Source organism: Variovorax boronicumulans, assembly GCF_030812215.1.
GTDB lineage: Bacteria > Pseudomonadota > Gammaproteobacteria > Burkholderiales > Burkholderiaceae_C > Variovorax > Variovorax boronicumulans_C.
Genome location: NZ_JAUSSG010000009.1, coordinates 305,182 through 317,656, shown reverse-complemented (window position 1 = coordinate 317,656; position 12,475 = coordinate 305,182). Strand labels below are relative to the sequence as shown.

The 12,475-nt window shown below is 66.2% G+C and carries 12 protein-coding genes; 11 read left to right on the top strand and 1 reads right to left on the bottom strand.

Annotation, left to right across the window (positions count from 1 at the left end):
* Positions 1-21 precede the first annotated feature (21 nt).
* The 7 genes from J2W23_RS23910 (at position 22) to J2W23_RS23880 (ending at position 6,789) form a co-directional block, all read left to right on the top strand.
* On the top strand, positions 22-882 hold the full coding sequence (locus J2W23_RS23910; RefSeq protein ID WP_307650507.1) for a TatD family hydrolase: 861 nt from the start codon (positions 22-24) through the stop codon (positions 880-882).
* Between the two features lie 130 nt (positions 883-1,012).
* Positions 1,013-1,474 carry a hypothetical protein gene (locus tag J2W23_RS23905; protein ID WP_176660471.1) on the top strand — a complete coding sequence of 154 codons (462 nt, stop codon included), beginning with the start codon at positions 1,013-1,015 and terminating at the stop codon, positions 1,472-1,474.
* An 82-nt stretch (positions 1,475-1,556) separates the two neighbouring features.
* Positions 1,557-2,084, top strand: coding sequence for a DNA-deoxyinosine glycosylase (locus tag J2W23_RS23900; protein ID WP_307650506.1), 528 nt, complete (start codon positions 1,557-1,559; stop codon positions 2,082-2,084).
* A 4-nt stretch (positions 2,085-2,088) separates the two neighbouring features.
* Positions 2,089-2,871, top strand: a complete 783-nt coding sequence (locus J2W23_RS23895) for a spermidine synthase (RefSeq protein ID WP_307650505.1) — start codon at positions 2,089-2,091, stop codon at positions 2,869-2,871.
* A complete protein-coding gene (locus J2W23_RS23890) occupies positions 2,868-4,664 on the top strand; it encodes a GspE/PulE family protein (RefSeq protein WP_176660474.1) in 1,797 nt (598 codons plus the stop codon). Before J2W23_RS23895 ends, J2W23_RS23890 begins: the two co-directional genes overlap by 4 nt.
* A 108-nt stretch (positions 4,665-4,772) precedes the next feature.
* On the top strand, positions 4,773-5,261 hold the full coding sequence (locus J2W23_RS23885; RefSeq protein ID WP_042578771.1) for a tripartite tricarboxylate transporter TctB family protein: 489 nt from the start codon (positions 4,773-4,775) through the stop codon (positions 5,259-5,261).
* Between the two features lie 16 nt (positions 5,262-5,277).
* Complete coding sequence (locus tag J2W23_RS23880) at positions 5,278-6,789, top strand: tripartite tricarboxylate transporter permease (protein ID WP_176660475.1); 1,512 nt, start codon at positions 5,278-5,280, stop codon at positions 6,787-6,789.
* A gap of 145 nt (positions 6,790-6,934) precedes the next feature.
* Here the strand turns inward: J2W23_RS23880 and J2W23_RS23875 are convergent, their stop codons facing one another.
* Positions 6,935-7,861: a LysR family transcriptional regulator gene (locus J2W23_RS23875; protein WP_176660476.1), complete on the bottom strand. Its 927-nt coding sequence runs from the start codon at positions 7,859-7,861 to the stop codon at positions 6,935-6,937.
* 98 nt (positions 7,862-7,959) lie between these two features.
* Between J2W23_RS23875 and J2W23_RS23870 the strand changes: the two genes are divergently transcribed.
* The 4 genes from J2W23_RS23870 (at position 7,960) to J2W23_RS23855 (ending at position 12,473) form a co-directional block, all read left to right on the top strand.
* Positions 7,960-8,937, top strand: a complete 978-nt coding sequence (locus J2W23_RS23870; RefSeq protein WP_307650504.1) for a Bug family tripartite tricarboxylate transporter substrate binding protein — start codon at positions 7,960-7,962, stop codon at positions 8,935-8,937.
* 129 nt (positions 8,938-9,066) lie between these two features.
* Positions 9,067-10,680, top strand: a complete 1,614-nt coding sequence (locus J2W23_RS23865; RefSeq protein WP_307650503.1) for a gamma-glutamyltransferase family protein — start codon at positions 9,067-9,069, stop codon at positions 10,678-10,680.
* Positions 10,681-10,701: 21 nt separating this feature from the next.
* Positions 10,702-11,667: a DMT family transporter gene (locus J2W23_RS23860; RefSeq protein ID WP_176660478.1), complete on the top strand. Its 966-nt coding sequence runs from the start codon at positions 10,702-10,704 to the stop codon at positions 11,665-11,667.
* A gap of 11 nt (positions 11,668-11,678) precedes the next feature.
* Complete coding sequence (locus tag J2W23_RS23855; protein WP_176660479.1) at positions 11,679-12,473, top strand: SDR family oxidoreductase; 795 nt, start codon at positions 11,679-11,681, stop codon at positions 12,471-12,473.
* Positions 12,474-12,475: the final 2 nt, after the last annotated feature.

Sequence of the window (12,475 nt, the reverse complement as noted above, 5' to 3'; positions counted from 1 at the left end):
CCCTTCGGGCATCATGGCGCGATGGCTTCGTTTGTCGATACCCACTGTCACCTGGACGCGCCCGAATTCGGCGCGGAGATGCCGCGGATTCGCGCCCGCGCGGCGGCACAAGGGGTTTCCCTGTGCGTGATTCCGGCGGTGGCCGCCTTCAACTTCGACACCGTGCGCGAACTGGCCCACAGGCAAGGCGATGCCTACGCACTGGGTATCCACCCACTTTGCACGGGCGAGGCGCAGGACGCGGACCTCGACAGGCTCGATGCCGAGCTGACCGCGCGACAGGGCGATCCACGGCTCGTGGCGGTCGGCGAGATCGGGCTCGACTACTTCGTCGAGGGCCTGGACGGTCCGAAGCAGGAGCGTTTTTTTCACACTCAGTTGCAACTGGCACGCAAGCACGGGTTACCCGTGCTCATCCATGTGCGGCGTTCGGTCGACAAAGTGCTCAAGCATCTGCGGCAAACCGCGGGCGGGCGGCCATGGCAAGGGATTGCGCACGCGTTCAATGGAAGCGAACAGCAGGCCAACGCCTGCATCGAGCTCGGGCTCAAGCTCGGCTTCGGCGGCGCGGTGACCTTCGAACGCGCGCTGCAATTGCGGCGGCTCGCGACCACGTTGCCGCTTGCTTCGATCGTGATGGAGACGGACGCGCCCGACATCCAGCCGCACTGGCTCTACCGCACGCAGGCGCAGCGCGATGCGGGCGAAGCGCAGGGCCGCAACGACCCCGGCGAACTGCCGCGCATCGCTGCAGTGGTGGCTGGATTGCGCGGCATCGGCATCGATGCGCTGGCCGAAGCCACCACCCGGAACGCGGTCGAAACGCTGCCGAAGCTCGAAAGTCTGATGGCCTTGTCGGAACGTGCGCCGCGCCCCGCGTAGGCCAATGTCCCGAGTTGCGCGCACGGGGGTGGAGCCCGACTTTTTGCTGTCATCCTTGAGGTTCGAAGCGACGTTGCTTGCACAGTGGCAAGTCCGTCACTCCAACACTTCACTCAAAAAGGAGTCTTCCATGACCACATCTTTTGTTCGCACCATGCCTGTCGTGCTCGCCCTGGCGCTCGCTTCCATCGGCGTGTCCGCCGTGGCACAGACCAGCGCTCCGGCAACGGCCGAGCCGACCACCACCGAGAAGGTGAAGGAAGCCGGCAAGGACGCTTACGACGCGACCAAGAACACCACCAAGAAGGCTGTGAACGCCACCGAAGCCGGCGCCGAGAAGGCCTGGGATGCCACCAAGAGCACTACCAAGAAGGCCGTGAATGCGACCGAGCGCGGCACCAAGAAGGCCTGGAACGCGACCAAGAACACCACCAAGAAGGCCACCAACGCCACCAAGAAGGCCGCCGTGAAGACCGGCGACGCTGTTGAAACCGCTGGCCACAAGACGGCCGACGGCATGCGCAGCACCGGTGCTGCCATCGGCGAGAAGATCCCCGGCACCGCGGAGAACGAAGCCGCCAAGAAGAAGTAAGCCTGGGCTTCGGTCCTTGCTCTCGAAAGAACCCGCTTCGGCGGGTTTTTTTGTGGGCGGCGACAGTGCCAAGATGCAGTCCATGAACCGATCCGCCGCACCCGACCCCGACACCCTGGTGCTCACAGGCCTCGCGCCCATCGTCTCGCCGGCCACCGTCGTGCTGATCCTCGGCAGCTTTCCGGGCGTTCGCTCGCTCGAACAGCAGCAGTACTATGCGCATCCCCAAAACCAGTTCTGGAAGATCTTGCAAGCCGTCTGGCCCGACCACCCGCTGCCGACCGGCGCAGACAGCTACGCGAAAAAGAAGACGTGGCTGCTCGACCGTGGTTTGGGCGTGTGGGACGTGTACGCGGCCTGCGAACGCGAAGGCAGCCTCGATTCGGCGATTCGCGCGCCGGTCGCGAACGACATCGCCGGTCTGCAGTTGCCTCGGCTCGCCGCCATTGCGCACAACGGCGGCGAAAGCTTCAAGCACGCGCGCCATACGCGCGCGCTCGGCGTGCCGGTCTACCCGTTGCCTTCCACCAGTCCCGCCAATGCGTCGTGGAGCTTCGAGCGAAAGCTTGCGGCCTGGCGCGAGGTCTTCGACGCCCACCAACTCACCTGATCCGATGGCCACGCGCACCACCCCCGTCCTCCCCGAAGTCAATTTTTCCGATTGGGGCGACATCCGTTATCTGCACCTGGGCACCGAATGGGTCCAGGGCTCGATGAAGCTCGATGCACCGTTCGAGATCGAACTCGAATACGTGCAGCGCATGATGGCCTGGCTGCTTTTCGTCGACGGCAAGACCGTCGCCAGCCGCCATGCGATGCAGCTGGGCCTCGGCGCAGCCACGCTCACCAAGTTCTGCCGCAAGACGCTGCGCATGCGCACCACGGCGGTCGAGCTCAATCCGCAGGTGGTGTCGGCCTGCCGTGGCTGGTTCAAGCTGCCGGCCGACGATCCGAAGCTGCGCGTAGTCATCGCCGATGCGGCCGTGGAGATCCGCAAGCCCGAGTGGCACGGCACGGTCGATGCGCTGCAGGTCGACCTCTACGACCATGAAGCAGCAGCGCCCGTGCTCGACAGCGAAGACTTCTACGCCGACTGCCGCGCGCTGCTCACCGAAGACGGCTGCATGACGGTCAACCTCTTCGGCCGTTCGTCGAGCTACGAGCGCAGCCTCGAGAAGATCGCTGGCGCCTTCGGCGCGGACGCCGTCTGGGCCTTCAAGCCGACGCGCGAAGGCAACACGGTGGTGCTGGCGCAGCGCACGCCGAGCCGCCCGAAGCGCGAGACGCTTGCCGAGCGCGCGCAAACGATCCAGACTCGCTGGAGTCTGCCCGCGCCGAAGTGGCTGCGGGTGTTCAAGCCCCTGAATACTTCCATCACCCGAACGTCCGGCCCATGAGCGCTGTTCCCGCAGTTTCCGCCCCCGCCCCCCTGGCCGCCCGCCACGAAGGCCCGCTCGACCTGCGCCGCCTGATCGAATGGCTGGCCACCGACGGCGTCATTTCTCCCATGGAGGCCAAGCGCACCATCGCACGCTGCGCGCAGGCCGAGAGCCGCCAGGCGCCGCTGGTTCGCCTGGCCAACGTGGCGATGACGCGCGAGAGCGACAGCAAGCCGCTCGACCTCGAGGCGCTCACCCAATGGCTCGCCGGCCGCGCCGGCCTTACGTACTTGCGCATCGATCCGTTGAAGGTCGACGTGGGCAAGGTCGCCGACACCATGAGCGCGGCCTACGCCGAGCGCCACAAGGTGCTGCCCGTGCAGGTGCTGCCCAACGAGGTGGTGGTGGCCACGGCCGAGCCGTTTCTCACCGACTGGATCGCCGAGGTCGAACGCCAGTCCAAGCGCACGGTGCGGCGCGTGGTGGCCAACCCGGTCGACATCCAGCGCTACACGGCCGAATTCTTCGCGCTCGCGAAATCGGTGCGCGCCGCGCAGAAGGCCGGCGGCAACACCGGCGGCGCGAGCTTCGAGCAGCTGGTCGAACTCGGCAAGAGCACCAAGCAGCTCGACGCCAACGACCAGAGCGTGGTGCAGGTGGTCGACTGGCTCTGGCAGTACGCCTTCGACCAGCGCGCGAGCGACATCCACCTGGAGCCGCGGCGCGAACAGGGCGTGATCCGCTTTCGCATCGACGGCATCCTGCATCCGGCCTACCAGATGCCGATGGGCGTGATGAACGCGATGGTCGCGCGCATCAAGCTGCTGGGCCGCATGGACGTGGTGGAAAAGCGCCGTCCGCTCGACGGCCGCATCAAGACCCGCAACATGCGCGGCGACGAAATCGAAATGCGCCTCTCGACCTTGCCGACCGCCTTCGGCGAGAAGATGGTGATGCGGATCTTCGACCCCGACACCGCGGTGAAGGACCTCGATGCGCTCGGTTTCGCGCAGCACGATGCGCAGCGCTGGGAGCAACTGGTCACGCGTCCGAACGGCATCATCCTGGTGACCGGCCCGACGGGCTCGGGCAAGACCACCACGCTGTACTCCACGTTGAAGCGCGTGGCGACCGAAGAAGTGAACGTGAGCACGGTGGAAGACCCGATCGAAATGATCGAGCCCTCGTTCAACCAGACGCAGGTGCAGCCGCAACTGGACTTCGGCTTCACCGAGGGCCTGCGCGCGCTGATGCGGCAGGACCCGGACATCATCATGGTCGGCGAAATCCGCGACCTCGCCACCGCCGAGATGGCGGTGCAGGCGGCGCTCACCGGCCACCTCGTGTTCAGCACGCTGCACACCAACGATGCGCCCAGCGCCATCACGCGGATGATGGAGCTGGGCGTGCCGTCATACCTCATCACCGCCGTGATGCTCGGCGTGCTCGCGCAGCGCCTCGTGCGCACGCTGTGCCCGCATTGCAAGCAGCCCGACGACACGGTCACGCGCGAGAGCCTCGAGGCCATCGTCAAGCCGTGGCAGATCACGGGCTCCGTGCGCGCCTACAAGCCGGTGGGTTGCGTCGATTGCCGCATGACCGGCTACATGGGCCGCATGGGCTTGTACGAACTGCTGAGCGTGACCGAGGCCTTCAAGGACAAGGTCACCAAGGAGCCCAACCTCACGGGCCTGCGGCGCCAGGCCGTGATCGACGGCATGCGGCCCCTGCGCCTTGCCGGCGCACTGCGCGTGGCCGAGGGCGTGACCACCATCGAAGAGGTCCTGAGCGCCACGCCGCCATTGGAGTGATGTAGTTCTTTGGGTTAACCCTAACCGTTCGGTTAGTGAAATCCACATCCGCCTGACCGCAAGCTGACCGGACAATCCCGCATCGAAACTTGTTCGAGGAGACTGTTCGTGAAAATCAAAAGTCAAAAAGACTTTTTCTCGGGACTGATGTTCACCGTAGTGGGTGTGGGATTCGCCTGGGGCGCCACCACCTACAGCGTGGGCAGCGGCGCCCGCATGGGCCCCGGTTACTTCCCGTTGATGCTCGGCATTCTGATGGCCTTGATCGGCCTGGGGATCATGTTCAGCGGCCTCACCGTTGAAACGACCGACGGCGAAAAAATCGGCAAATGGGCCTGGAAGCAGGTGGTGTTCATTCTGGGCGCCAACCTCGCATTCGGCATCCTCCTGGGCGGCCTTCCGAGCATCGGCGTGCCGGCCATGGGAATGATCATCGCGATCTACGCGCTCGTGATCATCTCCAGCCTCGCGGGCCACGAGTTCAAGCTGCCCACCGTGCTGATCCTGGCAACGGTGCTTGCCATCGGCAGCTACGTTGCATTCATCTGGGCGCTCAAGCTGCAGATCCAGGTCTGGCCGACCTTCATCACCGGTTGAGAAGAAAGCTGCTCACATGGAATTGTTTGACCACCTCTCGATGGGTTTTGGCGTTGCCTTTACCTTCACCAACCTGCTGTACTGCCTGGTCGGCTGCATTCTGGGCACGCTGATTGGCGTGCTCCCGGGCATCGGCCCGGTCGCGACCATCGCGATGCTGTTGCCCGCCACGTACGCGTTGCCGCCCGTGTCGGCGCTGATCATGCTGGCCGGTATTTATTACGGCGCGCAATACGGCGGTTCGACCACAGCCATCCTGGTGAACCTGCCGGGCGAATCGTCCTCGGTGGTGACCGTGATCGACGGCTACCAGATGGCGCGCAAGGGGCGTGCGGGTCCGGCGCTTGCGGCAGCGGGCCTGGGCTCGTTCTTCGCGGGCTGCGTCGGCACGCTGATCCTGGCCGCCTTCGCACCGCCGTTGACCGAGCTGGCCTTCAAGTTCGGTCCCGCCGAATACTTCTCGCTGATGATCCTGGGCCTGATCGGCGCGGTGGTGCTGGCCTCGGGCTCGCTGCTCAAGGCCATCGCGATGATCGTGCTGGGCCTTTTGCTGGGCCTGGTCGGTACCGACGTGAACTCGGGTGTCGCACGCTACAGCTTCGACATCCCCGAACTCACCGACGGCATCGGCTTCGTGGCCATCGCCATGGGCGTGTTCGGCTACGGCGAAATCATTGCCAACCTCTCGCGTCCCGATGACGAGCGTGAAGTGTTCACCGCCAAGGTTTCGGGCCTGTTCCCGACCAAGGAAGACTTCAAGCGCATGGTGCCTGCGGTGCTGCGCGGCACGGCGCTGGGCTCTGCGCTGGGCATCCTGCCCGGCGGCGGTGCGCTGCTGGCGGCTTTCGCGGCCTACACGATCGAGAAGAAGACCAAGCTGAAGCCGGGTGAAGTGCCCTTCGGCAAGGGCAACATCCGCGGCGTGGCGGCTCCCGAGTCGGCCAACAACGCCGGTGCGCAAACCTCCTTCATCCCGCTGCTGACGCTGGGCATTCCGCCCAACGCCGTGATGGCGCTGATGGTGGGTGCAATGACCATCCACAACATCCAGCCGGGTCCGCAGGTGATGACCAGCAACCCCGAGCTGTTCTGGGGCCTGATCGCCTCGATGTGGCTGGGCAATGCGATGCTGATCATCCTGAACCTGCCGCTGATCGGCATGTGGATCAAGCTGCTGTCGGTGCCGTACAAGTTCCTGTTCCCCGCCATCGTGCTGTTCTGCGCGATCGGCGTGTACTCGACCAACAACAACACTTTCGACATCTGGATGGTGGGCATCTTCGGTCTGGTGGGCTACACCTTCTTCAAGCTGGGTTGCGAGCCTGCGCCATTGCTGCTGGGCTTCATCCTCGGACCGATGATGGAAGAGAACCTGCGCCGTTCGTTGTTGCTCTCGCGTGGCGACTGGAGCGTGTTCGTCACGCGTCCGATCTCCGCGAGCCTGCTGGCTGCCGCAGCGCTGCTGCTGGTGATCGTGCTGCTGCCTGCGGTGAAATCGAAGCGCGAAGAGGCTTTCGTCGAAGACTGACGACTGCTTATCGCTCTCTGCAAACGGCGCCTTCGGGCGCCGTTTTTCATTTCTGTCGTGCGGATTGTTCGGGGCGGGTGCACAGGCCACGGGGTACTCCCCTCCGCGAATGTCCACCAGCGGCGTGATCGCGCCCTGAATGCCCCTACGGCTTGGCCGCACGCGGCGGTTTCATGTGCTGCCGCGCCATCGCCAGAAAGGCCAGCGCCGCCGGGCTCAGTGGATGCTTGGCCAGCCGCACCGCAACAACGGGGTATTCGAGCGTGGGCCGCGTCACCGCCACGGCGCGCAGATTGCCCGGCATCAGCACCTCCACATAGCGAGGCAGCAGCGCCACGCCCGCGCCCGCCTGGATGAGGCCGAACGCCGTCGACAGCATCGACACGTGATGCACCACCTGCGGGTACACGTTCGCCACGCTCGACAGCTGGCGGCTCACCGCGCGCCAGATGTTGGCGTCCGGGTTGACGTGGATGAAGGGCAGCGCATCGAGGTGCTTCGCATCGACCACCACGCGCTGCGCGAGCGGATGGTCGTCGCGCACGAAGAGCGCCATGCGCTCGGTGAACAGCGGCTCGGTCGCGAGTTCGGAGTGCTTCTGTCCGATGTCGGAGCCGAAGCCGAGATCAGCCTCCTGCGAGAGGATGCGCGAGATCATCTGCTCGGCCGTGCTGTCCAGCAGCGTGGTCGCCAGCGTGGGGTGCTTCTGCGAGAAGCGGCCGAGCATCGGCGGCAGCAGGGCGCCCGCCGTGAGGTGGCCCACGGCCAGCACCACGCGCCCCTCGCGCAGCTGCGACTGCGAGCGGCAGGCTCCGACAGATTCGTCGATCAGCCGCAGCGCCCGAACGGCCGTCTCGACCATCACCTGCCCCGCGCTCGTCAATTGGATCCGGCGGCCGCGCACGATGAGCGGCTGCCCGAGCTGCTCTTCCATGCGCTTGACCAGGTGGCTGATGGCTGGCTGCGTGAGCTGCAGGCTTTCTGCTGCCAATGTGAAGCTGCCCGATTCGGCGACCGCCGCCAGCGCCCGCAGCTGCTGCAGCGAGACCTCTTCCGTGGCGTTCTTTGTCATAAGCAGCGCTCATAGTTGAATAAGCTGGATTATCTGGCTTGATGCGCAGCGCCTGCATAGCATGCGAGGTTTCCCCACGGGGCCAGAATCCGAGCACCATGAAAAGAATCCAGTTCCTTCAAGGGGCCGCCGTTGCGCTGCTGTGCGTGGCCGCCTCGTCCGCCAGCCTGGCCCAGGGCTACCCGAACAAGCCGATCCGGCTCATCGTGCCGTTCCCGGCGGGCGGCGCCACCGATCTTTTCGCCCGCACGCTCGGGCAGAAGATGGGCGAGAAGCTCGGCACCCAGCTGATCATCGACAACAAGCCCGGCGCCGGGGGCGCCATCGGCTCCGACCAGGCGGCCAAGGCGCCGGCCGACGGCTACACGCTGCTGCTGGCCACCACCAGCACGCATTCGATCGGCCCGGCCGTCGTGCCCAAGTTGCCCTACGACACGGTGCGCGACTTCACGCCCATCGGCCACGTGGGCGATGCGCCCAGCATCATGCTGGTGCCGGTCACCTCGCCCGCCAAGACCGTGCGCGAGTGGATCGACTACGCGAAGAAGAACCCCGGCAAGCTCAACTACGCATCGAGCGGCAACGGCACCATCGTGCAGCTCACGGCCGAGCTCTTCAAGGCGCAGGCCGGCGTGTTCGTGACGCACATTCCCTACAAGGGCACGGCGCTGGCCATTCCCGACCTCATCAGCGGCAAGATCGACGTGCTGTTCGACTCGCTCCCCACCGGCATGCCGCATGTGCGCGATGGCCGGCTGCGCGCACTGGGCGTGACCACGCTCAAGCGCTCGCCGCTCGCGCCCGAGCTGCCGCCGATCGCCGACACGCTGCCGGGCTACGAGTCGAACACCTGGTTCGGCTTCTACGGGCCGAAGAACCTGTCGGCCGACATCGTGGCGCGCGTCAACAAGGCGGCCAACGACGCCATTGCCGATCCGGAAGTGAAGGACAAGCTCGCGCGCCTGGGCATCGAGCCCGCCGTGGCCGGCACGCCCGAGCAGTTCGCCAAGATGGTGGCCGCCGACGCCGCCAAATGGAAAAAAATCGTCGTCGACCGCAAGATCACCAACGAGTAATTGGCTCGCCCCCAGGCTTCGCGCACTTCGTGTCGCTTCGCCAACCCCTACCGGGGGCAACACCTGCGGCCCGGCGAAGCCGGTTCCGCGGCGTTCCCGGATTGTTCAAACCGTCTTTGAAGGCACAGCATGAAGTTTGACTACGCAAACCCCTACCTCTCGACCCGCATCCCGATCTTTGCGCGCAACGTGGTGTCGACCTCGCACCCACTCGCCTCGCAGGCGGGCCTGCGCATCCTGCAGCAGGGCGGCAATGCCGTCGATGCCGCCATCGCCACCGCGGCCGTGATGACGCTCGTGGAGCCGGTGAGCAATGGCCTCGGCAGCGATGCCTTCTGCATCCTGTGGGACGGCAAGGAACTGCACGGCCTGAATGCCTCGGGCCCCGCGCCCAAGGCCTGGACGCCCGAGTACTTCAAGGCCAAGTACGGCGCCGATGCCGCCGCGCCGCCGATGCGCGGCATCGACTCGGTCACCGTGCCGGGCGCGGTGCGCGGCTGGGTCGCGATGAGCGAGCGCTTCGGCAAACTGCCATTTGCCGACCTGCTGGCACCGGCCATCGACATCGCCGAGCGCGGCTACCTCGTGCCGCCGGTGGTGCAGGGCAAGTGGGCCGCGGCCACGCCGCTGCTGGGTTCGCAGCCTGGCTTCGCGCAGACCTTCCTGCCCTGGGGCCGCGCGCCCGAGGTCGGCGAGCTCTTCCGCTTCACCGCGGCGGCGCGTGCGCTCAAGGCCATTGCCCGCACCAAGGGCGAGGCCTACTACACCGGCGAGATCGCCGAGGCGCTCGCGAAGTTCTCGAAGGAGCAGGGCGGCTCGCTCACCGTGGCCGACCTCGCGGCCTACCAGCCCGAATGGGTCAAGCCGATCTCGCGCGACTATCGCGGCCACACGCTGCACGAGATTCCGCCGAACGGCCAGGGCATTGCCGCGCTGATCGCGCTCGGCATCCTGGAGAAGTTCGACATCGCGTCGCTGCCGGTCGATTCGGTCCAGTCGCAGCACCTGCAGATCGAAGCGATGAAGCTGGCCTTCGCCGACGTGTACCGCTACGTGTCGGAGCGCAAGACGATGGAAGTGACGACCGAGCAGATGCTCGACGACGCCTACCTCGCGTCCCGTGCCCGCCTCATCGATGTGAAAAAAGCGCAGGACTTCAAGGCCGGCAATCCCGTCAAGGGCGGCACCATCTACCTCACCGCGGCGGACGAGAGCGGCATGATGGTGAGCTTCATCCAGAGCAACTACATGGGCTTCGGCTCGGGCTGCGTGGAGCCGGAGTTCGGCATCAGCCTGCAGAACCGCGGCCACGGCTTCAGCCTGAAGGCCGAGAGCCCGAACGTGGTGGCACCGGGCAAGCGGCCGTTCCACACGATCATCCCGGCCTTCCTCACCAAGGATGGCCAGCCGGTCATGAGCTTCGGCGTGATGGGCGGCAACATGCAGCCGCAGGGCCACATGCAGACGCTGGTGCGCATGCTCGACTACAAGCAGAACCCGCAGGCGGCCTGCGATGCGCCGCGCTGGCGCTTCAACGCGGGCCTGGAGATCAACGTCGAGGCCGCGATGAACGCGAACACCGTGCAGGGCCTGCGCGACCTGGGCCACCACCTGGACGTGATCGATGACTCCTACCAGGACTTCGGTGCCGGCCAGTTCATCTGGCGCGCGGGCGATCCTTCGGTCGAAGGCTATGTGGCCGCGAGCGATCCGCGGCGCGACGGCGTGGCGGCAGGGTTTTGACGGGCGCGCGATGATCGGGGGATGACCAAGACCGCCGCACAGACCGGCATCCCCTCTTCTTCTCATGCCGGCGCAAAGAGCATTGCGCCCGGCCTCATCCTCGCCTCGCTGGGCGCCATTGCCTTCAGCGGCAAGGCCATCATCGTCAAGCTGGCCTACCGCTACGGCGTGGACGCCATCACGCTCATCATGCTGCGCATGCTCTTTGCGCTGCCGCTGTTCGCGGTGATGGCGTGGTGGGCGGGGCGCGGCAAGCCGGCGCTCACCTTTCGCGACTGGCTCGGCGTCATCGGCCTGGGCTTCTCAGGCTACTACCTTGCGAGCTTTCTCGACTTCGCGGGGCTCGCCTACATCTCGGCGAGCTTCGAGCGGCTGATCCTGTATCTCAACCCCACGCTGGTGCTGCTGTTCGGCTGGATCCTTTACCGGCGGCGCGCCACGCGCCCGCAGGTGCTGGGCATGATCGTGAGCTATGCCGGCGTGCTGCTGGTGTTCGGCCACGAACTCTGGACCGGTGGCGGCGGCAAGGGCGGTGGCGCCGCGGCCTGGGGCGCGTTCCTCGTGTTCCTGAGCGCGGTGAGCTACGCGGGCTACCTCGTCTACAGCGGCGAGTTCGTCAAGCGGCTCGGTTCGCTCAGGCTCGTGGGCCTGGCCACGACCGTGGCTTGTGTGCTGTGCATCCTGCAGTTCGTGCTCACGCGACCGATCAGCGTGGCGATGCAACTCGCGCCCGAGGTCATCTGGCTGTCGGTGCTCAACGCCACGGTGTGCACGGCGGTGCCTGTCCTGATGGTCATGATGGCCATCGAGCGCATCGGCCCCGCGGTGGCGGCGCAAACCGGCATGATCGGGCCCCTGTCGACCATCCTCATGGGGGTGGTCATACTCGATGAGCCGTTCACCGCGTGGATCGCGGCCGGCACGGTGCTCGTCATTGCGGGCATCTTCGTTTTCACACGCAAGGGGCGCGAAGCCCCTGCACGTTAGGAGCAACAAACATGGATCTGGGCATTGCGGGCAAGACCGCGCTGGTGTGCGGCGCGAGCAAGGGGCTGGGCTACGGCTGCGCCGAGGCGCTGGTGCGCGAGGGCGTCAACGTGGTGATCGTGGCGCGCGGTGCCGAGGCACTGGAAGCGGCTGCGAAGAAGCTCACCGAGGCGGCAGGCGCATCGGGCGCGCCGTTCGTCAAGCACGTGGCCGCCGACATCACCACCGAAGCCGGCCGCGCGGCCGTGTTCGCGCTGGGCCATGACTTCGACATCGTCGTCACCAACGCCGGCGGCCCGCCGCCCGGCGACTTCCGCAACTGGGACCGCGAGGCGTGGATCAAGGCGGTCGACGCGAACATGCTCACGCCCATCGAGCTCATCAAGGCCACGGTGGACGGCATGGCCAAGCGCGGTTTTGGCCGCATCGTGAACATCACCTCGAGTTCGGTGAAGTCGCCCATCGACATCCTGGGCCTTTCCAATGGCGCGCGCAGCGGCCTCACCGGTTTCGTGGCCGGCGTGGCGCGCACGGCCATCGCGGCGCAGGGCGTCACCATCAACAACCTCTTGCCCGGCTCCTTCGACACCGATCGCCTGAAGGGCACGATGGCCGGCACGGCCCAGAAGACCGGCCAGGACTTCGACACCGTGTGGGAAGCTCGCAAGAAGAACATCCCGGCCAAGCGCTTCGGCACGCCCGCCGAGTTCGGCGCCATCTGCGCGTTTCTCTGCAGCATGCAGGCCGGCTACATGACGGGCCAGAACGTGCTGGCCGACGGCGGCGCCTACCCCGGCACCTACTGAGT